Source organism: Sphingomonas sp. R1, from assembly GCF_025960285.1.
In the GTDB taxonomy this organism is placed as follows: Bacteria; Pseudomonadota; Alphaproteobacteria; order Sphingomonadales; family Sphingomonadaceae; genus Sphingomonas.
This window is the reverse complement of record NZ_CP110111.1, coordinates 2,682,807-2,705,729: the sequence shown is the minus strand read 5'-3', so window position 1 is coordinate 2,705,729 and position 22,923 is coordinate 2,682,807. Positions and strand designations below refer to the sequence as shown.

Below are 22,923 nucleotides of genomic sequence, written 5' to 3'. Positions count from 1 at the left end.
GATCACCGACGCACGTTTGCGACGTTGGCGGCATACCAGTCATAGGTCTGCTCAAGGCCGGCCTTGATCGACGTGGCTGCCTCGAAGCCGACCGACTTCAGTTTCGCCACGTCGTAGCTGCGCTCAAGCTGCCCGTCGGGCTTCGTGGAGTCCCAACGGACATCACTGACGCCGGAGTGCGCCGCGAGGATCTCGACGACCGTTCGAATCGGAACGGTGCTGCCGGTGGCAACATTGACCGGCCCCTCCATCTGGTCTCCGACCCGGACAAGCGCATCGGCCGCATCGCTGGCGAACAGGAAATCGCGTTCGGCCCGACCGGTCCCCCAGACCTCCACCGGCTCATCGCGCTGAGACGCGGCGTAGAACTTCGCGACGAGCGACGGCACGACATGGCCATGAACTGAATCGAACCGATCGTGCGGCCCGTAGATGTTGGTCATGATCGGGTAGGCAAAGCGCAAACCGTACTGCGCCTGATACGCCTCCAACTGTGCCAGCATCGCCCGCTTCGCTTGGCCATAGGCCCGCTCGGACCGATGGGGCGGACCATCCCAGATCGACTCCTCAGACACCGGCTTTGGCGCCTCCGAGGCGTAGATCGCCACGGTGCTGATGCCGACGAATTTCTCGCAGCCGATCTCCAGTGCGGCGTCGATGACGTTCATATTGATGCGCGCGTTATCCGCGAACATCTCCCCCTGGAACGCGGAGTTACCGCCAAGGCCATGAACTTTCGCTGCAAGATGGAAGATCTTCGCTGGCCGGAGGTCGCCAAGAATGGAGCGCGTCGCTGCGCGATCCCGCAGGTCCACATCAGATGAGGCGAGCGCCGTGACCGCTTCACCTCGGTCGTTCAACGCCCGGACAAGCGCACGCCCAAGAACCCCAGAGCTACCCGTCACAACAATCATTTCTTCGAACCCTTCATCAATGTGCGCAGGCGAGACTTGAACGACCTACCGCCCCGGCGGGCTGGCCGCTCACTCCCGTCTACTACGCCAATTTCAAACAACCCGACGCCGAGGTAGCGTGGGTCGATGATGGTGCCGTGATCATCCACCACCGGCTCCGCATGGCTCGCCTGGACCACGACGTGAATCGGATCTTCCAGATTTACGTCTTCGAGCGGCAGGCGGACGGCACGTACCTCCGACGACACCTCGAACGTCCCATGGCTTTTGCCATTGACGATGATCAGCGCGCGCTGGGGGGAACCGGAAACGTTCGCGGCGCGGCCAGAAAGCTTCAAATGCAGCGTAGGATTGGCGATCGCGCGGTTCACGCGAAACCGGATCTCGCCCATGCGCCCGCACACCCATGTGCCCGCGCGTTCGGGAGCATAGAACCCCTTGACCAGCGCCCGGACCGCCGCCGCCCCCTCCGAGACGGGGAGCGCCTCTCCGACAGGGAGCACGAACGGGGTGCGTCCGGGTGCCTGCAGGACCGCCAGGCTGTTGACCAGAAGGCTGAGCGGCCGCGGGTCTATGATGCGGCCCGCATCGTCGAGCACCGGCTCCGCATGGTCCGCGATCAATTCGAGCTTGATCGTGCCGGTGCGGCGCATAACGTTGATCGGGATAGAGACTGCAACGTTCGTGAAGGCGTCCGGGATCGCCTGATACGCGACATGCAGATTGTTCACTATGAAGGAGCAATGCTGCATGCGGCCGCTGTTACGCTCCCGCCGCCCCAGCATCCCGAGAACGATCTGATAGTCTTCGGCGCGATCGGCCGCCGCGGGCGGCAGTTCGAAGGTCAGCACCGCTTGTTCGCCGGTCACCCAAACGCCATTTTCCTCTGGGAACGAGAAACCCGATTTCAGGTACGCCAGTCCACGCCCGCCAGCGCGGAGATGATGGGTCTGATCCGGAGCGATGGGCTCCACTTCACCAGGCTTGGTATGGTACGTCACCCAGCGATGCGGATTAACCGGATCGCGCGTTGGCGTCGGTGCCAGTTTCGCGGCACGCGCGGCCATCTTGTCGGCCCAGCGCGGGTCGCTGTTGAAATGATCGCGGATAAACTGCTGTTGCAGGTCATTGGAGATCGCGGGGTAGGATACCTTGGGCGCGGCCGCTTCGTCGAGCAGGTGCGTTGCCGTGTTCGTCTGCGCCAAAGGCCCTTCTACCATTGCCGCAACCAAGAACAGCGTTTGCTCTTGCCCATCGAGAAGGCGCAACAACGGCATCTGTTCAGGCTTGAAAAGAGCCTTCCGAAATAGCGCGCGCCCGGCCGGAATGACGGCTTCAGCGGAAAGGATGGAATCAACGTTGACGACGCGGAGTTCGTGAAGCTTTCGCTGCTCCTTACCGGTGCTGTTCACCCCGCGCAGGAGCGAGCCCGAAACGGCGCACATCGCCCCTTCCTGCTCGACCATCGCTCGCACCAGGCCGGCGAAATGGTCATGCATGACCATGTCCTGCGGGGTCATCAGGGCGAAATATTCGCTATCGGCGCGGCCCAGGATCTCGCCCACCAGCGATCCGACGCCGCTGCGCTGCCCCGCCTGCTCATCAAACTTGGCGGCAGCGGCGATCGGCTCGAAAGGGTGCACTGTGAGACGCTCTACGCTGCCTCCGATTCGATGCTCCCAGCGACGGGCTACATCCGGGGCGGCGATCACGTGGAGGTCGATGGCGCAGAACAGTTGAGCCGACAATTCGTCAATCTTTGTGACGATCTCCGCCGCGTCGGCTAGGTGCGCATCCAGCACCACGGCAACCCGCGACCCGCGCGGAAACTTCGCATAATAGCGTTCCCGACGCGCCGGCGTCTCGCTGAACAGCGTTTCGAGGCTACCCTCCAACGAACACACGTCGCGCAGGATTTGCTGCCCCTTGAGAACGCGTTCCGTTGCCGCAGCCGGGTCATTCCGAATTTGGCGAAGGTGGCTGATGATCTGTTGTTCCAGGAACGCCTCGCCCTGGCTGTCGTCCACCACGTAGACGACGTCCTTGAAATATTTGTCGATCAGCGCATTTGGATTCGCGATGACCGCTGCACCGCTGGCGAGCCCTTCGAACATGCGGTTGCTCATGATGCCGCTGTTCTGATGCGCCTTTGACGAGAGTGCTAGACACACGCCGCATTCGTTGATCGCGTGCAGCATGCTCGAGCCGTCGAACGGTAGCTCGCCGCTATAGGTCTTGAAGCCCGCCCAAGGCGCAACCCCCTGAATCAGTTCAGGCCCGAAGATTTTTATGAGCCCCCGAGCATCCAACTTTGTCAGAACGTCATGAAAGCGGCCCTTAGGGCGGCCGATCCTTTCCCAGTTGATGCCGATATAAAACAGGCTCGACTTTTCATCGATACGAGGCGCGAGAAACGGCTCTGGCAGCGTGTGGAAAAGCGGCGGGAGCGGGGTAGGAACCTCCCGGTGCAGCCCACTAAAGATGTTCAGCGCATGATTGTCGGCAATGTCCGACCGGCAGGACAGCAGGTCATGATGGGTCGAGAACTTGTCGACGCTTTCCTGGTATCCAAAATCCGCATAAAACTCCACCGGCTGCCAGAGCGCATAGTAGGTATAGACACCGTTGATGCGCGGCGATTCGAAGTGGAGGGAAATCGCGAAGTCAACGTCCTCCGGCACAAGCTGCGTTCCGATGCGGATATCAAGTGCGGGATGCGCCCAAAGCACGAGCCCGCCGTTGTCAATGACCACCGCTTTCTTGTTGGTGCGATCCGCAGCCGTCAGCATGCGCTGCAAGACTTCATACTCGGCATTCTTCATGTCCGGCCAAGTATGATATATCGCAAAGGCGCCTGTTCTCACTGAAGCTCTCCCCGCAGATCCTGCAGATACGTCGCAATCATACGCCTATTCCCCCCGATCTTTGCCGATAGTAAGCCGGTCTAACGCCGACAAGAGCGCTTCTGGCGGGCGAGACCCTTCTTTGTCTCGCATCAGATAGCAGCCCTGCACTCCCAAAAAGGAGCCACCCCAAGTATCGGCCCCGTCCACATGAGAATGCGCAACCTCGATGACGATCGACACATCGGGTGTCGATGGAGGTATCGAGCAAAGAGCCCAGCTTTCGCCCTTCTCCGTGAACGCACCATGCGCCGCAGGGTGGCCGTTCATCATGACCCGCCAGGCGACAGCGCACTTTCCGAACAGACGCAGCGCGAGGAGACTCGCACGATCAGCCCCGTCGATACGGAAGCGCAGCATGGCATGCCCCTCCCGAACAAGACATCCCAACTCGTCTGCGCCAAGCCAGCCAGTACCCACCCGCAGCGGCTCGCCAAGCCCTATATCGTCGAAAATCGTTGTGTTCCGTCGTCGCCGAAATTCCATCCACCGGTCGAACGCAAGCACGGGCGCGTCCGCACAAGGCACTCGGCTTTCCTGTGCTTGACCACACAGAGTATCGACAATCTGCGCGGCGATATCCGACCACGCGCGCGGTGCAAATCCACGCCGAATCTCTTGCTCATGCGCTTCCCGCGCCGTCGGATCAAAGGCGAAAGCCGCAACTTTGCCAGCCAGATCGGCGGCATCGCCGGTGTTGAAATACACGGCGTGACATCCGCCGGCTTCGGGTAACGACGAGTTGTTAGCGGCAATGACGATCTTGCCGAAGCTGAGCGCCTCGGTCACCGGGAGGCCCCAGCCTTCATAGGTGCTCGGATAGATCGTGAACAAGCAGTCCCGGTATAGCATGGCGAGGTCGGTGTCGGAGATGCCCGACAGGAGCAGAACGCGCTCACGCAGGGCGGCGTCGCGCTCCAGTTCCGCGTAAAATGCGCTGTTCAACCAGCCATTATTGCCGACGCACAACAAAAATGGCGCCTGCTCACCATGCTCCGACAGAAGACGCTGCCAAGCCTTCAGCGCCGTGTCGTGCCCCTTACGGCTTTCGATCGTGGACACGAACAACACGAACGGCTTGTCGTTCAGTCCGAGTTGGCGAAGCGCTTGCGAGGGGGGCGCTGGCGGCGGCGGCACGAAGGCGCCGTCAAGGGGTACCACGTGCACGGCCTCGGGCCCGATGCCGCGGCCCAAGCGCCCCGCGACGTCGAGAAGGTCGCGCTTGGTTGCTTCGGAATTGACGAAGAAGAAGCGTGCATGGTCAAAAACGCCCAGCAGCCAGCTGTTGAAATCGTCGACCAGCCCTTGCACGCAATGCTGTGGCGCCAAGACTGGGATGAGGTCGTGCACGAACGGTGTGTATGCGATGCCGCTGGCGACCTCCGCATTTCGAACCTGCAGGAAATAGTTCTGGAGCCACCAGGAGGTACCCAGATTTACCAATTTTGCCCGTGGTCCGAATACGAATGGCGAACCAAAAATCAGCGCCGCGTTCAAGTCGTGGATCGCGTCACGCCAGATCGCGCCATCGACTGCGTCGCCCGCTACCGCCAGCGTCGTCACGCGCTCGAACAGCGAAAGGCTGATCTCCGTCCATTCGGATGACTCTTCGATCGAGCAGCAAATGCGCACGACTGAATTAGGAAGGACGATGGCTGCCCGGATTATTTCAATCTGGACTCTCTGGATGCCGGTTGGGCGTCGCGCCCGACTGAAATAGGCGACAAGGTCCGATATATCGAAAATGATTTCGCCTGATGCCGGCTTCCGCATCGCGTCGTCGCCATCCGATAGTGCGAGGGCATCGAACGACCGGCCCTCCACCGCGTAGATTTGACGGATCAGTTTGCGTCGATGCGCATGTGGCAGGCGCCCGGCGATGCCGTACAGCCACCCCACCAGGGTCTGGTCGGCCGGGTTGCGTTCCAGCGCCTCCAGATAGGCGTTGCTCGCACCGATGGCATCGCCGCCCTCTTTGCGCATGTGGCCCAGCTGGACCCAGATGTGGATCAGGCTGTCATCCGCATCAAGCGCCGCCTGATAATAGCCAGCCGCCTCCGACCAACGACCGAGATCCCGTCGGTGGTTGCCTTGAGCGATTCGTGAATGAACTGCGGGCGTCACCGGGACGCCCGCAGATCGCTTCACCTTGCCGCGCAGAAGACTGGCCAGGCGTTTCAAGATGGACTCCTGGCGCTTACGCACCGCGAGCGATAGGGGCCGTCTCCATGACCTTCAGATCCGCTTCCACCATTTCGCGGGCAAGGTCACGCACCGAAACTTCATGCGTCCAGCCGAGCCGCGTACGCGCCTTGGTCGGATCGCCGATCAGCAGATCGACTTCGGTCGGACGATAATAGCGCGGATCGACCTGAACCAGGCAGCGGCCGGTCGCAACATCATAGCCGCGCTCATCGGCGCCTTCACCCTTCCACTCGAGGGTGATGCCGACATCCTGGAAGGCCCAATCCACGAACGTGCGGACGGTCGTGGTTTCACCGGTTGCGAGGACGTAGTCATCCGGGGTGTCCTGCTGCAGCATCATCCACATGCCGCGGACATAGTCGCGGGCATGGCCCCAGTCGCGCTTAGCATCGAGATTGCCGAGCACGAGGTGCTGCTGGCGGCCGAGCTTGATAGCGGCGGCCGCACGCGTGATCTTGCGCGTCACGAAGGTTTCGCCACGCAGCGGGCTCTCGTGATTGAACAGGATACCATTCGACGCGTGAATGCCATAGGCTTCGCGGTAATTGACGACGATCCAGTAGCCATAGAGCTTCGCGACGCCGTAAGGCGAGCGCGGATAGAAGGGCGTGGTTTCCGACTGCGGAACAGCCTGCACGAGGCCGTACAGTTCGGACGTCGACGCCTGGTAGAAGCGGCAGGTCTTTTCCAGACCCAAGATCCGAATGGCCTCCAGCAGACGAAGAGTACCAATCGCGTCGGCATTTGCAGTGTATTCCGGCGTTTCAAAGCTCACGTGCACGTGGCTCTGGGCTGCCAGGTTGTAGATCTCGGTGGGCTGAACCTCTTGAACGATCCGGATCAGATTGGTCGAATCCGTCAAGTCGCCGTAATGCAGGCGGAAGCGACCGTGATCAAGAGTGGTATCTTCCGTGAAATGCTCAATGCGGCCGGTGTTGAACGACGACGAGCGACGGCGCAGACCATGAACTTCATAGCCCTTGGAAAGCAAAAGTTCCGTAAGATAAGCGCCATCCTGACCGGTAACACCGGTGATCAACGCAACTTTCTTCTGATCCGACATATTTCCCCTACTCATTGAAGATAATCTGACTGGAATATTGCAGTGCCATGAATATGCTTATGCGCAAGAGAGGCTACTGAAAACCGAAAAGCCGCCATGGGTGCAGGGTTATTGGTTACCGCCGCCGCGCTTAACGCGTCAGCGCACGCGCGGTAAGCACCGGCGAGAACAACTGCCCTACGAGCGCAATGAACTTGGTCGCCTGGTTCGAACGAGAGTTTGCGACGTAGATCAAGTCCTTATCTCGCATCTTGAAATCCTGAGCCACAAAGTAGCCGAGAGGATCCATCAAGTTCAGACGGTAAATGACACGCCTGGGCTCACCGGTCACGGGATCAGGGATATTACGGAACAGGAACACCGCCGTTGAGTCAGCCGTCGAGTCATTCGGCCCCGCGGCTTGAGCTACCGCCTCAGCGAGCGTCATCTCATTGGACTGGAAGGCGATCTGCGAAACCCTACCGGCCGCCCCGAAGATTGTGAAGGAACGCGGCCGCTTGCTCAACTGAACGCGATCGCCAGGCTGCAGCAAAATGTCGTCGGCGGTTCCGGGAACGATCGATGCGAGCGGCTGCCGCACCGTCTGGCCGTCCCGCGTCAGTTCAACCGCCAAGTCCTCGGGGACCCCCTGCAGCCCCCCGGCGCGCGCCACGACGTCGAGCAATCGCGTACCACCCGGGGACAAACTATACACCCCCGACTTTGCGACCGCCCCGGAGAGAAAGACCGCGTTGTTTACCGTGTCGGCAAGCCGAACCAGAACTTGCGGGCTCTGCGACTTTGACCGTAACTGCCGGGCGATCTCGCGGCCGATCTGGTCGGTCGTCAAACCGCTGGCATTGACCTCGCCAACGTAAGGGAAGCGGATTTTCCCCTCACGGTCGACCACAATGCCGCCAAAATTCTCCGCGTGCGCCGCCGGTGTCGACTTTTCTGCCGTTGCATCCGCGCTCGGCATGGCGCCGAATAGCGAAACACCCACTTCATACACCCGAATGTCGAGCACGTCGCCGGGCCCCACCAGGTCAGCAAACTTCCGCGCCGCCAGCAGCGTCAAAGGTTTCACGGGCGCGGGCATGGCCTGATACGCCGCTTCTAGCTCCGCTGCGGTCTGGAGCGTGAGTTCGCGTACGACGAAGACGTCCCGATCGCGACTTTCTTGCGCAGATCGAAGAATTTGATGCGCCGTCGGCCCCGACGCTGGCAGGTAAGCGCAACCCGCCAAAACAATCGACGATAGGGTGCAGACAAGAACGGAGCGATTCGCCGCTTTAGATAGCATGACGCGGTGGGCCTGACAGAAAACTTAAACCGTGATGCGCGACAAGATACACAGGTCTTCTCACGCTGCTGGCGCTTAGCATCGTAGCCAAACAAAGAGCAATGCGCTTACGACGAATTGGTGCAGCGCGACGTGAGGCCGCGACCGGCGGAGCAGCACCGATTCCCCGGCGAGAAGGTCCGGCGCAGCAGCGCTCCATGCTGCATTTGCGGCGCGTTTGGCATACACCAGTGGGACATCCCCGACGCTGCCCAGATGGCGTCACGCTTCGTGCTCACGAACGCCTGCGACAACCAGCCAGCCAATGGCGTATGCAACTGCCAGCGAGAAGAACAGCGTCAGCACCAGCGTTTCCCGCTTCGGATACAGCGAACGAACCGGGAGGTTCGGGTCAACGACATGCACGAAGTACAGTTGCTGCTTTCGAGCCTGCTCGATGGCGCGCTGCAGATTCGCAGCCGCTGCCGCGTAGTTTTTCGCAGCGAAGTCTTGGCGGACCTTCAGCTCCTCATACTCACCAAGATTCATCGACATCGGTCCACCGGAGGCGCCCATTTTGCCCTCCTGGCTTACAAGCTCCCGCTCCATCGAGCGGATCTGCCGTCGCAGCGCTTCCACTTGCGGACTGTCCGATCGGATGACGCCCAACATCGCGTTGAGCTGCGCTCGTGCGCTGGCGAGACGCCCATTGATATCGGAAATGAGCTTGATCTGCGCCTGACCGGACAAGGCGGGGTCGATGTCCTGGCTGACCTGACGAAAGCCGGTAATCTTGCGCTGCACGCTCGCCGCTTCATCCTCGGCACGGCGCAGCTGCGACCGAGCCGAATCCACTGCGTCGCGATAGCTGCGCACATTCATGTCATTGATCTTGCGCTCTCCCAACTGGAGCAACAGCTGCGCTAGCTTGTAAGAGTCTTCCGGGCGGAAGGCTTGGACCGACAGATGCATCATCCCCGTGTCGGAGTCGTGCTTCACCTGCACGCGCGAGCGATAGTATTTGAGTAGCCGTTCGGGCTCGGGCGCGGGATAGCGCAGACGACTGAAGAAGTCAGCCTCCGGGCGACGGAACAATGCCACCAGATCGATCTGCTTTTGCAACGCGTCGAGAACCTCATGCGATTCCAGATAGTCCGGGACACTCATGATCTCGACCTGTGACTGGGACCGAACGGTAATACCGAGCATGTCGCCAAACCCGCCGGAAGACGATCCACTGGAATCCCCGGACTTCACTAGGAAGTCACTGGTACTTTCATAGCGATCCGCCGCGACTAGATATTGGTATCCAGCAAAAGCAATGGTAGGCAGCAGAACAATCAGCGCGAAATTTCTCCACGCCCTCAAGAACGCCCCGATCTTTGTCCACAGCGATTCAGAGGACGCTCCAAGCCCTTCCTCAGCCGGCAGGATGATGCCATGTTTCATTTGATATTCCAGACGATCAATTGAGCTTTATCCGAGACCGGACCGATTTCAGGGCGAGAAGTCCAAAGAAATTAAGCACTAGGCAGCATGCAATGATATACGGTGCGTTGATATAGTCTGCCTTGGCTTCACTGAACGCACCATAGCGCACTAACTCGAACGCGTGCGGCAACGGACTTATTAGCAAGTAGGAGCGGTAGGGCTCCGGTACGTCCTTCACTTGGAAGAACGCGGCGGAAAACGGGATCTGGAAATAAGCAAAGGGATGGATGAAACGCTCGAGGAAACTATTGTGGTACGTTACCCCGGTAATGATCATCGACACGCCCATCGCAATCATGAAGACGGCGGCGATCCCTGCCATGAGGTCCAAGGGACGCTCCGGCAACGAAACATAGCCGATGACATAACAGCCGCCGAACAGGATGATGAAAGCCATCACGGTACCGGCCAGTTCCAGCAGCGCGCGGGCGATACAGATGTCTAGTACGGTTACCATCCGATGGTACAGCAACGGGGCATTGGCGGAAATCGCACCATCCGCGCGATTGATCATGGCGCGAAACAGAATGAAGATCGTGTAGCCCACCATGGCGAAAGCCGCAGGATTGGTACCGCCGTGGCTGCCCCCCTGATTATGCAACAGCGAGATCACGGTACCCAGCATGAGCGGCTCGGCCACCAGCCAGAGATAGCCGATGTTCTCACGCCCATAGCGTGTGTGTAACTCGCGCAGAATCAACGCACCGATCACGCGGGCCTGGATGCTGATCGCACTCGCCACACCGGAGCGCCTTTGAAGTTTCAGTCCATGCTGCACGTCATCTACTCACCATGGATGCACGATCTGCCGGACAGAGCCGTTCATGAAACAGCTCGTGGCAGGAAAGGTGCTCTGACGTCATATCTTTGCTTACCGCCAACCCCTCGCGACCCGTCACCGCGTATCGTCGCGAACCGCATTTCGAATGATGAACGCAAATTGCGTAACGCCGGAGTCACCGCGGTGCAGTGGCATGCAAATCTGCATAATTTGATGACCAGCCGACAATAGTTCCAGTATCAGGCGCGGCAAGTCCCTTTCCGCCGCCAGCACCTTCTCGCTTGCTGATTGCCCATAGGCAATCGGGAACGACGCGACACCCACCCCCGTCGCATTCAGGCTTTCGGCCACGTTGAGCGCGCCGCGGGCCACGCTGCGCCAATCGCCTTCGGCTGCCGTAATCCACCACGAGAAGTCGAACCTGCCACAATACTCCGGAGGAAGCGCATCGCCAATCACGCTTAGGTGCAGGGCATGATCCGCGACATCGGCGGGCATTCCCTGCCCCAGCAGGTCAGCGCGCAAACTGCCCATGTCGGTGATCGACTCTCCATCGAAGGTTCTTTCCGATAACAGCACGCGCGCACGGAATCGGAGCAGCCATTTCCACAAGCGGCCCCCCGCCGCGTCGAATCCGATTGCACTGCAGTCGGGGCGAAGCTTGAACGCCTCCGCCACGCGGATGGCGAATGCCTCCGGCCACAAATCGGCGTCCCGCCCCGTGCCGAAAGCGGAAAGCTCGCTCCGCAGTCGGACGAAGGATGGTTGTGAGAATTGGCCTCGCGTCATCGGTTGAGAGCGCAGCCGCTCGAAGCTGGGCTCCGCCTCGTCATAGATTCGAGGAGTACCCCGCACTACCGTTTCATCGGGGGCCGCCACCGCCTTTCCCAATACGTCGGTACGACGTTTTTTCGGCTTCAGCGCCAGGTGGGGCCGAGACGTGGAAATCGTGATGCCGTCCGCGTGGAGCGGGTCGGTGCCGTGGATATGCCCACTCAGCCGATACGCAATCTGCCGATGCGCGTCGAATTCGATCTCGTACCGCTGGCGTTCGCCGCGATCCGCGTGCACTTCGACCGGAAGCAACTGAAGCCGAAGTTCCGGTGATCCCTCGACGACAGACGCGTTCGTCAAGTTCAGGAACATGAAGGCGAAATCACCGCGGAAGCCTGAAAGCTCGACGGCAATATGCACCCTAGCGTCTTCGTCGAAAATGAGTTGCGCAGTCTCGAACACCGCGGAAGCATCTTCGACCCGACGCTTCCCCCCCAAGCCGTCGACACGGCTTCGGGCGCCTGGATAGCGACCCCAGGGATCCACGACATACCGAACGTCTCCATGCACGTCCGCCCCGGATTGGGTATTCGCCACGGCAAGATTTCGATCATCCATGCGCAAGGATCGACTCGTACAGATGATGCATCACGCTTCCATACCGATCTGTCGAGAATTTCCTAGCTTGAGTGAAACCTTTTTCGATCAACGCGCTACGATAGGCGGCATCCTGATCTAGGCGACTAATCCCCCGGCGAATATCGGCGACATCGTACGGATCGACGAGCAGACCAGCCTCGCCCGCCACTTCCACCACGCCGCCCGTGTTGCCGGTGAGAACCGGAACGCCAAGCTGCATGGCCTCAAGCACCGGAAGGCCGAAACCCTCGTGGAGGGAGGGAAAGGTCACCGCCTTGGCGTTGCGGACCAACGCTTGCAGGATGCCCCGCGGCAGGTATTCGAGCACGATCAGCTTGTCGGTATGGCCGCGCATGCCATCGATCAAGGCGCGCTCGCCTTCGCTGTTCCACGATCGCCCCGTTACGATCACCAGCGGCGTCTCCACGCCCGATCGCACATGCGCCTCGATCAAGCGGCTGACGTTCTTTTTCGGCTCCAACGCGCCATAGTACAGGAAATAGCACCTGGGTTGCAGACCCAGGCTCCCAACGACCCTTTCCCCTTCCTCCGGAGCATCGGCGCCGCCGCCGGAAATGTCGCATGCCTGGTATGTCGTCACGATCTTTTGCGCTGCTTCCGGGCAAAGCTCCACGAGTTCTTCGGCACTAACTCGGGAAACGGTACAGATGCGCTCAGCCGCCAAGACACATGCGCGGACAAGGGAATGGTGCACCCGCTTATCGTCCAGCGTCATGTACGGCATTCGCAGCGGAACAAGATCGTGGACCGTGTAAACGTTCGCCGCGCCCTCAACCCGCAACGGCATGGGGTAGGTCCAGTGCATGATGTCGGGCGGCCGCTTCAGCCGGATTTCGGCGAGGGTACCCGTTCGCCGAAAGTGTTGATACGCGGCCCGAAAGAGGTCCCGGCCGCTGACGATCCGGTCGAATGAAGGGATCCGCTCGCCAATGGGGCGGATGTCCACGCTTTCCAGCCCCACGTCGACCAAAGGCGGCAAGACGCCAAAGCGGGTCTTCAACTTATGAAGGGCAGGTGCCTTCCGCTTCGCGGCTGCCATCAGCCGCTCGAAGAAAAGTATCCCTGAAAGCTCTGGATCGGTGCCCGCATCGATATCGAAGAGGCCAAAGGTCTCCCACCCCAACCCTGCGATCGTCTGATGCAGGGTTCGCGCGTAGGTTGCGATGCCGGTCCCCGCGGAGAGCGCAAGGTTCTGCCCATCCAGGCCGATGGTGATCGTCATTGGTGTCGTGTCACCGATGTGGGCCCGTGGTGCTCGGCCAGAGCGGTTTGATATACATGGCCCAGACGCTGCTCGAAGAGTTCGACCGTGAACTGTTCTGCACGCTCCAGCCCCTTCAGTGCGAAGTCGTGTGCGAGCATGGGCTCGCGTGCCAGGCGTTGGATGCCGCCTGCCAAATCAGCCACACTGGTCGGATCCACCATAAGTGCAGCATCCCCGGCAACTTCTTCAATTGCAGGAATCTTGCTGGTCAAAACGGGAGTACCTCTAATCATCGCCTCCAGCACCGGCAGGCCAAATCCTTCGGCCAGCGAAGGGAAGAGAACCGCATAGGCATTCGCCACCAGCCGGTCCAGTGACCATTTCGATTGGTACGGAAGTCGAACGACGTTATTCATGCAAACGATTCGAGCTTCAATCGCCGATGCGTCTGCTCCCTCCGGTCCAACGATCACCAAAGGCAATTCAGGTCCAGCGCGCTCGTATGCCGCAAGGAGCCTGGGGATGTTCTTGCGTTCCTCAACGGTACCGCTGAACAGAAAAAAACCCTTAGCATTCAGGCCAAGCGACCGCAGAAGCCTCGTATCGCCGGCGTTGTCCATGTTAGTGCGCTCGGTCGTCAGGCTGATGTTGGATATTTTCGCCCTGTCAAAAATGTTTAGGCCGCTAATTGCCTCAAGAGATGCGTCGGATATCGTCACAATCCGGTCAGCAACCTCCGCAAGAGCGACCAGCGTTCGCCGCAGCCTTGTCGGCGACACCGGGCTTAGTTCGGGATCAGTGATTGGGATGACGTCGTGCACTGCATACACGTTGATCCAGCCGTCCAGCGCGAGCGGCAGCGGATAGGTCCAGTGCATGATCCCGAAAGGAATTTCCGGCACGACCCGAAACAGCTTGCCCGTCAGGCCAAAATGGATGTGGGCGCGACGAAACAGGTCTTGGGAAAATAGCTCGAATGAAGCACCGTCAGCTGGTCGAAGGCGCGCGCGGCGCGCCCGCCTGCTCAACGCACCCAGGAACGGCGGCAGACGCGCAGGATCGGCTACCAGCGTGCCATGTTGCACCCCCAGCTTCCGCTGAACATCCTGAAGAATTCGGGCATATGTGCTCACACCCGTTCCAGCATGACCCAACATCCGCCCGTCGAGGCAGAGTGGCACGTCGATTTCGTTGCGCATGTGACCCCGGTTGCAATCCGAACCGCCAGAAGCTATCGGATTTGTTGTTATGAGACACCCAATCACCTGAGGTGATTGGGCAAGTGCCTGATCTGCGGCATGAGGACCCATGATCCGATTTGACGCCGTTAGTAAAGCGTATCACGAACGCAAGTTCAAAAAGCAGGTCTTTGCCAATCTGAGCTTCACCGTTGAACGGGGGGTTTCCATCGGCATCTGCGGTGCCAATGGCGCCGGCAAATCCACTTTAATGCGGCTGATCGCGGGTGTTGAGCAGCCGACATCGGGTAAAATCACACGCGACATGTCGGTGAGCTGGCCGATCGGATATGCCAACTGTTTCCAGACAAGCCTGACGGGTGCCGATAACGCGCGCTTTATCTCGCGCATCTACAATAAGAACGAATTCGAGTTGCTCGATTTCGTCGAGGATTTTGCACAGCTGGGTCCGTACATTCATCAGCCGGTGATGACCTATTCTGCAGGTATGGCAGCGCGTCTTGCGTTCGGCATCAGCCTGGCGATCAACTTCGAGTGCTATTTGATCGACGAGGTCACGGCAGCCGGAGACGAGCGGTTTCGAGCTCGGTCGGAATCGGAGCTGTTGGCCCGTCGGGAAACATCGACCTTGCTGATGACGTCACACGATACCGGCACCCTTCGCGCTTATTGTACAAAGGGTGCTGTGCTATATGGCGGCGTGCTGGCGATGTATGACACCATCGACGAGGCCTGCGAGGTTCATCACCGCTTACAGCTTTTGGGCTAAAGAACAGCAGATCAAGATACCAAGCGCAGCCCGGTAAAAGCCGACATGTGCACACGTCCTTACGTTGTTGCTTTAGGGCCGCTTTATCAGAAACCCGAACTGGACCCGGCCGCACCCTTCGGCGACCAGGCAAGCCCGTCAACGCTCACACGCCGCCCCTCGTTCGCCCTGCCCCCTGGCCCGCGGCCATATCCGCACCCGTCGTCGGATCGCTCGCAGGGTCCGACATGGTCCGTGCCGCCAACTGGCTGAGCGCCGCCGTGTCGGCCGATCCCAGCGACACCGTCGGCATGCCGTCGCCGCCATCCACCGGCAGCACCTGTTGCAGGTCGTCCACGCGCTCCCATTCCGGTCCGTCGTTCCACGGCCCGCGCATGTCCCCCTCGCCTTGCGAGGCATTGACATACATGCTCGCATATTCCGGCGCGCCCGGCAGCTTGCCCGGCGGGAAATTGTCCTCGATCGCGTACAGCGCCTTTTCGAACGACTTCTGGTGCGCCACTTCGCGCGTCATCAGGAACTTGAGCGCGTCCTGAATGCCGGCATCGTCGGTGAGGTTGATCAACCGTTCATAGACGATCTTGGCGCGACTTTCGGCGGCGATGTTCGAGCGCAGATCGCAGGTGGGGTCGCCGCGGCTGTCGACATAGGCCGCCGTCCACGGCACGCCCGCCGAGTTGGTGAGCGAAGGGCCGCCACCATAGAGGATCGCCTGGGTGTGGCTGTTGCCGCCCTGCGTCAGCGACATGTACAGTTCGGCTTCCTCCATGTCGCCTTCGGAGACATGTGCCTTCACGCCCTTGTTGAGCATCGCGACGATCGAGCCGATCACCTCCAGATGGCTCAGCTCCTCGGTGGCGATGTCGAGCAGCAGGTCCTTGCGGCCCGCGTCGTCCTCGGCCAGGCCCTGGGTGAAGTAGCGCATCGCGGCAGCCAGCTCACCATCAGGACCGCCGAACTGCTCGAGCATCAGCGAGGCGAGCACCGGGTTCGGCTCGGCGACACGTACGGTATATTGCAGGCGCTTGTTGTGCATGAACATGCCGTCTCTCCTTGAGGATTGAGTACCTGCAAAGAGCGACCGAGATCGCCGGTAGTTCACGCCCGTCGCAACTGATCGATTCTTTTGCGACTTAACCTGAGTGATATTCGAACAGGATTTCCCGGCATGGGGCGGGTTGTTCCGGCTTCTTCAACCAAGCTGCAGCAGCAGCGTTGAACGAGGCATCCGATCAGCGGAACGGACGCGTGCGGCGCATCGTTGACCGGACAGGACTTCCAGCAACTCAGGAGCTTCTCAGATGAGCGACAAACAGCCGATGCAGGCGAGCGGCGGTGCACGCAAGGGCGCTCCGGACGGCGTCTCCGATGCGGAAACCCATGGCCGCTCCGCAGGCGAAAGCGAAGGCGGTGCCTATCCCAACCCCTATCCGGAAAAGGCGCGCAAGGAGGGGCCCGGGCACCTGATGGGCCATGGCGGGCAAAGCCATATCAACTATGAAGGCGGGCCCAATCCAAACGCCACGACCAAGGGAGAGTAATCCCGGGTCCCACCCATCCCCTCCCGGCGCAGGAGCGGATGGGTGGTACGCTTACCCGATGGCAGGCATCAGCGCCTGCGTTCCACCTGGCTCGATCGATGTGGGCTTATCCGGAACCAAGGAAGGCCCCTCCGCAACGGAGGGACTGCTGCCATCGCCTTCGCCCTCCTGCCCCACCGGCAGCGTCTTGCCGGTAGTCTGGTCGAGCCCGAGGGCCGTCACGATATCGATCGCGGTCGCCGTCGCGACAAAGGCGATTGCTCCCCAGACGGCCTTGTTCTGTGGCGCCCGTCGCGCCGCGAGGCCGAGCGCGGCGATGTCCATCGCGTCGCCTGCTACCCGGTTCCACACGCGCACGCTATGCGCTGGCCCCGAGAGCAGCACAGCCCCCGCCAGCAGCTCGCGCGCGCCGAACGCGCGCACCACGCCGTCATGCTCGTCCGCCGACAGCCCGCGTGCAATCCGCTTCGATGCGACGAGTTCGGCGATGCCGAGCCCGATCGAGAAAACGCCCAGTCCAAATCCCAGTTTGCGATAGTCCATCGGTCCGCTCCTTGCGCTTCGTGCGATCGATGCGCCCGGCAGATCACGGCCGGACGGCGACCAACCAACCGCGCGGGAAGCGGCGCCGTTCCGAGAATTTCAGCAGTACTATCCTATGTTTACAGGATCATTTGCACGGAAAGCGCCGTTCCATCATCGTCGCGAAGGCCGCCTTTACGCTGATGCCGCGCTGCGCCGGCGGGATCTTCTCGAAGGCCGCGATCAGATCGTTGCTGCTCATCTTCGCCTGCCCCCTGGGCGGCGGGCAGCTGCTCGGCTTCTTGCCCGCAGCGGCCGCGGCGGCAAGGTCGCCGCGATAGGCAGCGGAGGCGCCTTCGATCTCCTGCTTGAGCAGTCCGATATCCGACGAGAACATCGCCATCGCGCCCTTGGCCTTGAGCGCGTTCACCTTGGCGAGAAACTCGGCGACGCTCATCGCCTGGGCGGGCATCGCCACGAGCATCAGTCCACCGGCAGCCAGAACCAGTCGTCGCATACGAAAACGCTCCCGGGAAGGATTCCCGGGAGCGCTCTCTATCGTAGCGAAGCTGAACCTAGCAATGCCGGGGCGTCAGGCGCCCTGCGGAGCCGGATTGCCGAACGGATCCTTGAGCTTGCGCGTCTTGGGGATCGACGTGCCGCCCACTGCAGGCATGCCGGGGGTACCCGTGGGATCGCCGCGATCCAGCGTCTCGCCGGCGATCAGCTTCTTGATCTCCTCGCCGGTCAGCGTCTCATATTCGAGCAGCGCCAGCGCAATGGTGTGGAGCTGGTCGGTATGATCCCCCAGGATCTGGCGGGCGCGGTTGAGACCCTTTTCGACAAAGGCCTTCACCTCGGCGTCGATCAGTCGTGCGGTCTCGTCGGACATCGGCTTGGCGCGCTGCACCGAATAGCCGGTGAAGCTGTCCTCGCTCTCCGAGAAGTCGAGCGGGCCGAGATTGTCCGACAGGCCCCACTTGGTGACCATCGCGCGGGCGAGACGGGTTGCCTGCATGATGTCGTTCGAGGCGCCCGAGCTCACCTTGTCATAGCCGAAGATCAGTTCCTCGGCGACGCGGCCGCCGAACGCCACGGCTATATCGGCATGCATCTTGTCGCGGTGATAGCTGTACGAATCGCGCTCCGGCAGCGGCTGCACCATGCCGAGGGCAAAGCCGCGCGGGATGATCGTTGCCTTATGGATCGGATCGGCAGTCGGCTCGTGCGCGAACACCAGGGCGTGGCCGGCTTCGTGATAGGCGGTCATCCGCTTCTCGTCGTCGGTCATCACCATGGAGCGGCGCTCGGCACCCATCAGCACCTTGTCGCGGGCGTCGTCGAATTCCTGCGCCGCCACCAGCCGCTTGCCGCGACGGGCCGCGAGCAGCGCCGCCTCGTTGACCAAGTTGGCTAGATCGGCACCCGAGAAACCCGGCGTGCCGCGCGCGATGACGCGGGCATCCACGTCGGGTGCGATCGGCACCTTCTTCATATGGACCTGCAGGATCTTCACGCGGCCCTCGATATCGGGGCGCGGCACCTGCACCTGGCGGTCGAAGCGGCCCGGACGGAGCAGCGCCGGATCGAGCACGTCGGGGCGGTTGGTCGCGGCGACGATGATGATGCCCTCATTGGCCTCGAAGCCGTCCATCTCGACCAGCAGCTGGTTCAGCGTCTGCTCGCGCTCGTCATTCTGGTTGCCCAGACCCGCGCCGCGCGAACGTCCGACCGCGTCGATCTCGTCGATGAAGACGATGCACGGCGCCGACTTCTTGGCCTGCTCGAACATGTCGCGCACGCGGCTGGCGCCGACGCCGACGAACATCTCGACGAAGTCCGAACCCGAAATGGTGAAGAAGGGCACGCCCGCCTCGCCGGCGATCGCGCGGGCGAGCAGCGTCTTGCCGGTACCGGGCGAGCCGACCAGCAGCGCGCCCTTGGGGATCTTGCCGCCCAGGCGTGCAAACTTCGACGGGTCCTTGAGGAACTCGACGATCTCCTGCAGCTCCTCGCGCGCTTCGTCGATGCCGGCGACGTCGTCAAACGTGACCTTGCCTTCCTTCTGCGTCAGCAGGCGGGCGCGGCTCTTGCCGAAGCCCATCGCGCCGGAGCCCGAATTCTTCTGCATCTGGCGCAGCACGAAGAAGGCGATGCCGAGGAAGAGCAGGAAGGGCAGCGACTGGACCAGGATATACTGCCAGATCGAAGGCTGGTCCTCGGGACGCGCGTTGATCACCACGCCCTTGGCGCGCAGCGTTTCGACGAGCTTGGCGTCGCCCGGATTGTTCGTGCGGAACTTGCCCTCGCTGGTGGTGCCGGTGATGACGCCGGAGCCGACCGAGATGTTGACGTCCTTGACGTCGCCGGACTGCACCTTGTCGAGGAAGGTCGAATAGGGGATCGCGTTGCCCGCAGGCTGCGCGGTGCGGGTGTCGAACAAGGTTACGAACAGCGCCAGGGCTGCAAGAATTCCCACCCAAATGAGCAGGCTCTTCATCCAGGGATTGTTACCCCCGTTTTCAGGACCTTGCTGCTTGCCGTTTTCGCTCATCGTGTACCCGGTACCTTTCCAGCCCTAAGATAGGCATGGCGGCGTTAATGACAATGGAACAACGTCGATCACGGTGATCGGTGCGGAGGGGCCGGCGCGAAGCGCCAGCGGGGGCCCGGCCGCACCACGACTCCGGCCAATGTCGCTACCTGCCCGGCATCGACCGCGGCGATCAGCCGGTCAAGCCCGGAACCGCGCGGGGGCGGCGCCTCCGCCACCGTGCGCAACGCGCGAGCGACGAGGCGGCGGCGCAGCTCGTGCGGCAGCTCGGCAAGGTCGAGCACCACCTGCCCGCTGTCGGCTTCGACGCGCGCCGCCCATTCCCGCTCGGCGGCCCAGGCCAGCGCTGCCTCCGCATCCCGCAGGTTGGCGGCGGCGAGCGCAAGTCGCGCCGGAGGCAGTTCGGGGGTCTCGCCGAGCAGCCGCCGCATCCGGCTGCGATCGAAGCGCGGATGGAGGTTGGACGGATCCTCGACGGCCTCGATCCCAGCCGCCGCTACCTGCGCGGCGAGTTCGGCCCGGGTCCAGCCGAGCAGCGGACGCATCAGCAGCGGCGCTGTCTTGCCCTTCCCCAGCGGGCGGCGGGGCAGCATCGCGGCCAGCCCGCCCAGCCCCGCGCCGCGTCGGGCGCGCAGCAGGAAGGTCTCGGCGACATCGTCCTGCTGGTGTGCCACCGCCACCCAGGGCGCGCCGACCGCCACTGCCCAATCGCCGAGGCAGCGATAGCGCATCGCCCGCGCGCGATCCTGGAGATTGCCACCCGCCAGCATTGCGGGCCGCGGCGGCAGGATGGTGTGCGGCACGCCGATCCGGGCGCAGACCGATCCGACAAAGGCAGCTTCCTGCGCCGATTCCGGTCGCAGGCCATGATCGACGGTGGCCGCTGCCACGGCATCGGGAAAGGCGGCGCGGGCGAGCAGCAGCAGCGCAAGGCTGTCCGTTCCGCCAGAGACCGCGATACCCAATCGCATTTCTGGCCCAGGCCGCCGCCCCGCCAGTGCCAGCCAGTCGGCGAGGAAGCGGGCGACGTCCGCGCCCGCCGGGCCGCCGATCAGCGGCGCGTCACTTGCAGCGCTGATCCGCACGGCCCCTGGCGACGCCCGTCTTCATCTCGGCTGAAAGCGACGAGCCATAGACCTTGTCCAGCTCGTCATAGACCTTGCAGACCTCGCTTGCGGGCTTCTTCAGCTTCACCAGCGCCTGGGCGAGGTAGTAGAGGCTGTCCGGCGCACGCTCGCCGTTCGGATCCTTGGTGTAGTTCTCGTAGAGCGCGACCGCGGCCAGGCTGGGCTTGTTGTCGTCGAGATAGGCACGGCCGAGCAGGTTGCGCGCGAAGCTGCCACGCTTGCCGGTGGGGAACTTGGCCTTGTATTGCTCAAGCACCTTGGCCGCTTCGGGATAGAATTTGGCCTGCCAGAGGCGGAAGCCGTAGAGGTAAAGATCCTCGCCGGCATCGCCGCTGCTCGGCTTCTGGACGGACGCGACCTTCGCCGCCCGATCGCCAGAGGCCTTGACGGGGGCAGGCGCGGAATCGCCCGAGGCGGCCACGTCGCCGTCGGTCGGCGGCGCATCGGTCGAGACCGGCGGCGTCTCCAGCGTCTTGAGGCGCGCGTCCGTCGCCGCCTTGTACGCGCCGAACGCTTCTTCCAGCTGGCGCATGCGATACTGGTTCTGCTCGATCTGGCCGGTCATTGTCTGGATCTGGCTTTCCAGCGCGGCGACACGCTGGGTGAGATCGGCCAGCGGGGTGGTCGCGGGCACGCCCGGCGGCGTGGTGTCGACCTGCTGGGTAATCTGCGGCTCCACCGTCATGCCGGCGCCGCCGGGAAACACCTTGCGCTGCACGGCGCGCATCTCGCGCTCCAGCTTGTCGACGCGCGGGCCGACATTGCCGTCCTGGGCCTGCGCCATTGCGGCGCCGTTGAAGCCGAATGCGGCAAAGGCAAGTGCCGCTGCGAGAGCAATACGCATCGTCGATAATCCCTCAGCGCCCCCCGGGGAACGGAGGCGTGGCGCCGCTATAGCCAAGCGGCGCCCGCTCACGCCAGCCCCTCAGGGGTTCGGCGTGTCGCCAGCCGGCGTCGAGCCGCCCGCGGGAGCAGACGGGGTGGTGGCGTAGTCGACGCTGTCGGGCGCACGCTCGCCGAGCCGGCGGCGGGGTGTCCGGGCCCGCGTCGGGGCGGGGTCGGCGGATGCCGCGCTCGGGACGGGCGACGGCGTCGCCGCTGGCTGGCTGCGCGCCCTCAGCGCGGCCGAGGTCAGCTCCGCCTCCACCACTTCGACCTTGGTGCCGAGCGGCGCAACCTGGCTGCCGTTGAGCAGCACCTGCAGCTGGTCCGGGCGGCCGGTACGGACACGGGGGTGATCGGCATCGTCAGGCACTTCGTAGCGCTCGCCGGCCGCCAGTTCCTTCTCCGCCAATTTCTTGCCGGTCGCATCGGTGATGCGGATCCAGGCCGGCCCCTGCGCCACGAGCGTGACATGCTCGACCGCGGGCACCGTCGGGCTGGGTACCGGTGCCGGCGCCGCTGCCGCAGGGGTCGGCGTCGGCTCGAGCTGCTGGACGAGACCATCGCCCTGCGTGCCGCCGCGGAACCAGTTGGTGCCGTACCAGATGCCGAGCCCGGCCACGATCAGCAGCGCGACGATCACGCCGAACCACACGATGCCGCCAGGGGCCGCGCGCGACGGCTCCTGCAGCGGATATTCCGGCGTGATCACCGGTCGTTCGATCTGGCCGAGTTCGGCGCGGACGTCGCGGGCGATCGCCACTTCATCGGCATCCACCGCCCGTGCATAGGCCTTGGCGAAGCCGGTGGCGTAGGTGATCGACGGTAGACCGGCATAGCTGCCGTCCTCGATTGCCTCGAGATGCCGCTGCGGGATGCGGGTGCGCGCGGCGATCTCGGTGAGATCCAGCCCCATTGCCTCGCGCGCGGCGCGCAGCCGTTCACCGGGGCGGGCAGCAGTCTGGCCGGAATCGTCGGGCGTATCGCCTTGCATTCTATCCTCCGGCGAGCGCGTTGGACCCTGGGTCGCTCGCCTTGTCGTGCAGGGGATGCCCCCGCGGTGCAGCCGCTGT

General features: G+C 62.4%; 19 protein-coding genes. 2 read left to right on the top strand and 17 right to left on the bottom strand.

Features of this window, described 5'->3' with window-relative positions; genetic code table 11:
- Window positions 1–2: 2 nt before the first annotated feature.
- From OIM94_RS12935 to OIM94_RS12890, 10 genes are all read right to left on the bottom strand, one after another.
- Complete coding sequence (locus OIM94_RS12935; RefSeq protein WP_264607131.1) at window positions 3–914, bottom strand: NAD-dependent epimerase/dehydratase family protein; 912 nt, start codon at window positions 912–914, stop codon at window positions 3–5.
- A complete protein-coding gene (locus OIM94_RS12930) occupies window positions 911–3,736 on the bottom strand; it encodes a hypothetical protein (protein WP_264607130.1) in 2,826 nt (941 codons plus the stop codon). Before OIM94_RS12930 ends, OIM94_RS12935 begins: the two co-directional genes overlap by 4 nt.
- Before the next feature lie 87 nt (window positions 3,737–3,823).
- Entirely contained in the window at window positions 3,824–5,998 is a 2,175-nt protein-coding gene (locus OIM94_RS12925) for a glycosyltransferase (protein ID WP_264607129.1), read from the bottom strand.
- 16 nt (window positions 5,999–6,014) lie between these two features.
- Window positions 6,015–7,085 (bottom strand): GDP-mannose 4,6-dehydratase, encoded by a 1,071-nt coding sequence (gene gmd / locus OIM94_RS12920; protein ID WP_264607128.1) that lies wholly within the window; start codon window positions 7,083–7,085, stop codon window positions 6,015–6,017.
- 130 nt (window positions 7,086–7,215) lie between these two features.
- Window positions 7,216–8,163, bottom strand: coding sequence for a polysaccharide biosynthesis/export family protein (locus OIM94_RS12915; RefSeq protein ID WP_264607127.1), 948 nt, complete (start codon window positions 8,161–8,163; stop codon window positions 7,216–7,218).
- 465 nt (window positions 8,164–8,628) lie between these two features.
- The gene (locus OIM94_RS12910; RefSeq protein ID WP_264607126.1) at window positions 8,629–9,795 is read right to left on the bottom strand and encodes a lipopolysaccharide biosynthesis protein; all 1,167 of its coding nucleotides are present in this window, start codon (window positions 9,793–9,795) and stop codon (window positions 8,629–8,631) included.
- 16 nt (window positions 9,796–9,811) lie between these two features.
- Window positions 9,812–10,579: an ABC transporter permease gene (locus tag OIM94_RS12905; protein ID WP_264607125.1), complete on the bottom strand. Its 768-nt coding sequence runs from the start codon at window positions 10,577–10,579 to the stop codon at window positions 9,812–9,814.
- Window positions 10,580–10,732: 153 nt separating this feature from the next.
- Window positions 10,733–11,854, bottom strand: coding sequence for a hypothetical protein (locus OIM94_RS12900; protein ID WP_264607124.1), 1,122 nt, complete (start codon window positions 11,852–11,854; stop codon window positions 10,733–10,735).
- 148 nt (window positions 11,855–12,002) lie between these two features.
- Window positions 12,003–13,274 (bottom strand): glycosyltransferase family 4 protein, encoded by a 1,272-nt coding sequence (locus OIM94_RS12895; protein WP_264607123.1) that lies wholly within the window; start codon window positions 13,272–13,274, stop codon window positions 12,003–12,005.
- Window positions 13,271–14,455: a glycosyltransferase family 4 protein gene (locus OIM94_RS12890; protein WP_264607122.1), complete on the bottom strand. Its 1,185-nt coding sequence runs from the start codon at window positions 14,453–14,455 to the stop codon at window positions 13,271–13,273. The genes OIM94_RS12895 and OIM94_RS12890 overlap by 4 nt, the downstream gene beginning before the upstream one ends.
- Before the next feature lie 109 nt (window positions 14,456–14,564).
- On the opposite strand from OIM94_RS12890, the gene OIM94_RS12885 reads away from it, so the two are divergent.
- Window positions 14,565–15,224 carry an ABC transporter ATP-binding protein gene (locus OIM94_RS12885; protein ID WP_264607121.1) on the top strand — a complete coding sequence of 220 codons (660 nt, stop codon included), beginning with the start codon at window positions 14,565–14,567 and terminating at the stop codon, window positions 15,222–15,224.
- Between the two features lie 145 nt (window positions 15,225–15,369).
- Here OIM94_RS12885 and OIM94_RS12880 read toward each other — a convergent pair whose 3' ends face one another.
- A complete protein-coding gene (locus OIM94_RS12880; protein WP_264607120.1) occupies window positions 15,370–16,266 on the bottom strand; it encodes a manganese catalase family protein in 897 nt (298 codons plus the stop codon).
- A 259-nt stretch (window positions 16,267–16,525) separates the two neighbouring features.
- Here OIM94_RS12880 and OIM94_RS12875 point away from each other — a divergent pair, with 259 nt between their 5' ends.
- Window positions 16,526–16,765, top strand: coding sequence for a hypothetical protein (locus OIM94_RS12875; protein WP_264607119.1), 240 nt, complete (start codon window positions 16,526–16,528; stop codon window positions 16,763–16,765).
- Window positions 16,766–16,816: 51 nt separating this feature from the next.
- Here the strand turns inward: OIM94_RS12875 and OIM94_RS12870 are convergent, their stop codons facing one another.
- The 6 genes from OIM94_RS12870 to OIM94_RS12845 all read right to left on the bottom strand — a co-directional run bounded on the left by OIM94_RS12870 (window position 16,817) and on the right by OIM94_RS12845 (window position 22,844).
- Window positions 16,817–17,308 carry a hypothetical protein gene (locus tag OIM94_RS12870; protein ID WP_264607118.1) on the bottom strand — a complete coding sequence of 164 codons (492 nt, stop codon included), beginning with the start codon at window positions 17,306–17,308 and terminating at the stop codon, window positions 16,817–16,819.
- Window positions 17,309–17,435: 127 nt separating this feature from the next.
- Window positions 17,436–17,804 carry a hypothetical protein gene (locus OIM94_RS12865; protein ID WP_264607117.1) on the bottom strand — a complete coding sequence of 123 codons (369 nt, stop codon included), beginning with the start codon at window positions 17,802–17,804 and terminating at the stop codon, window positions 17,436–17,438.
- 75 nt (window positions 17,805–17,879) lie between these two features.
- The gene (gene ftsH, locus OIM94_RS12860) at window positions 17,880–19,841 is read right to left on the bottom strand and encodes an ATP-dependent zinc metalloprotease FtsH (protein WP_319801123.1); all 1,962 of its coding nucleotides are present in this window, start codon (window positions 19,839–19,841) and stop codon (window positions 17,880–17,882) included.
- Window positions 19,842–19,909: 68 nt separating this feature from the next.
- Window positions 19,910–20,926 carry a tRNA lysidine(34) synthetase TilS gene (gene tilS, locus OIM94_RS12855; protein WP_264607115.1) on the bottom strand — a complete coding sequence of 339 codons (1,017 nt, stop codon included), beginning with the start codon at window positions 20,924–20,926 and terminating at the stop codon, window positions 19,910–19,912.
- Window positions 20,904–21,812, bottom strand: a complete 909-nt coding sequence (locus tag OIM94_RS12850; protein ID WP_264607114.1) for a hypothetical protein — start codon at window positions 21,810–21,812, stop codon at window positions 20,904–20,906. Before OIM94_RS12850 ends, tilS begins: the two co-directional genes overlap by 23 nt.
- An 81-nt stretch (window positions 21,813–21,893) precedes the next feature.
- Window positions 21,894–22,844 (bottom strand): helix-turn-helix domain-containing protein, encoded by a 951-nt coding sequence (locus tag OIM94_RS12845; RefSeq protein WP_264607113.1) that lies wholly within the window; start codon window positions 22,842–22,844, stop codon window positions 21,894–21,896.
- Window positions 22,845–22,923: the final 79 nt, after the last annotated feature.

What these genes read in the sequence shown, in the direction of transcription:
- OIM94_RS12935 (WP_264607131.1), bottom strand. Translation starts at nt 914, where the DNA reads ATGATTGTTGTGACGGGTAGCTCTGGGGTTCTTGGGCGTGCGCTTGTC.
- OIM94_RS12930 (WP_264607130.1), bottom strand. Translation starts at nt 3,736, where the DNA reads ATGAAGAATGCCGAGTATGAAGTCTTGCAGCGCATGCTGACGGCTGCG.
- gmd (WP_264607128.1), bottom strand. Translation starts at nt 7,085, where the DNA reads ATGTCGGATCAGAAGAAAGTTGCGTTGATCACCGGTGTTACCGGTCAG.
- OIM94_RS12915 (WP_264607127.1), bottom strand. Translation starts at nt 8,163, where the DNA reads ATGCCCGCGCCCGTGAAACCTTTGACGCTGCTGGCGGCGCGGAAGTTT.
- OIM94_RS12910 (WP_264607126.1), bottom strand. Translation starts at nt 9,795, where the DNA reads ATGAAACATGGCATCATCCTGCCGGCTGAGGAAGGGCTTGGAGCGTCC.
- OIM94_RS12895 (WP_264607123.1), bottom strand. Translation starts at nt 13,274, where the DNA reads ATGACGATCACCATCGGCCTGGATGGGCAGAACCTTGCGCTCTCCGCG.
- OIM94_RS12890 (WP_264607122.1), bottom strand. Translation starts at nt 14,455, where the DNA reads ATGCGCAACGAAATCGACGTGCCACTCTGCCTCGACGGGCGGATGTTG.
- OIM94_RS12885 (WP_264607121.1), top strand. Translation starts at nt 14,565, where the DNA reads ATGATCCGATTTGACGCCGTTAGTAAAGCGTATCACGAACGCAAGTTC.
- OIM94_RS12880 (WP_264607120.1), bottom strand. Translation starts at nt 16,266, where the DNA reads ATGTTCATGCACAACAAGCGCCTGCAATATACCGTACGTGTCGCCGAG.
- OIM94_RS12875 (WP_264607119.1), top strand. Translation starts at nt 16,526, where the DNA reads ATGAGCGACAAACAGCCGATGCAGGCGAGCGGCGGTGCACGCAAGGGC.
- OIM94_RS12870 (WP_264607118.1), bottom strand. Translation starts at nt 17,308, where the DNA reads ATGGACTATCGCAAACTGGGATTTGGACTGGGCGTTTTCTCGATCGGG.
- OIM94_RS12865 (WP_264607117.1), bottom strand. Translation starts at nt 17,804, where the DNA reads ATGCGACGACTGGTTCTGGCTGCCGGTGGACTGATGCTCGTGGCGATG.
- ftsH (WP_319801123.1), bottom strand. Translation starts at nt 19,841, where the DNA reads ATGAGCGAAAACGGCAAGCAGCAAGGTCCTGAAAACGGGGGTAACAAT.
- OIM94_RS12850 (WP_264607114.1), bottom strand. Translation starts at nt 21,812, where the DNA reads ATGCGTATTGCTCTCGCAGCGGCACTTGCCTTTGCCGCATTCGGCTTC.
- OIM94_RS12845 (WP_264607113.1), bottom strand. Translation starts at nt 22,844, where the DNA reads ATGCAAGGCGATACGCCCGACGATTCCGGCCAGACTGCTGCCCGCCCC.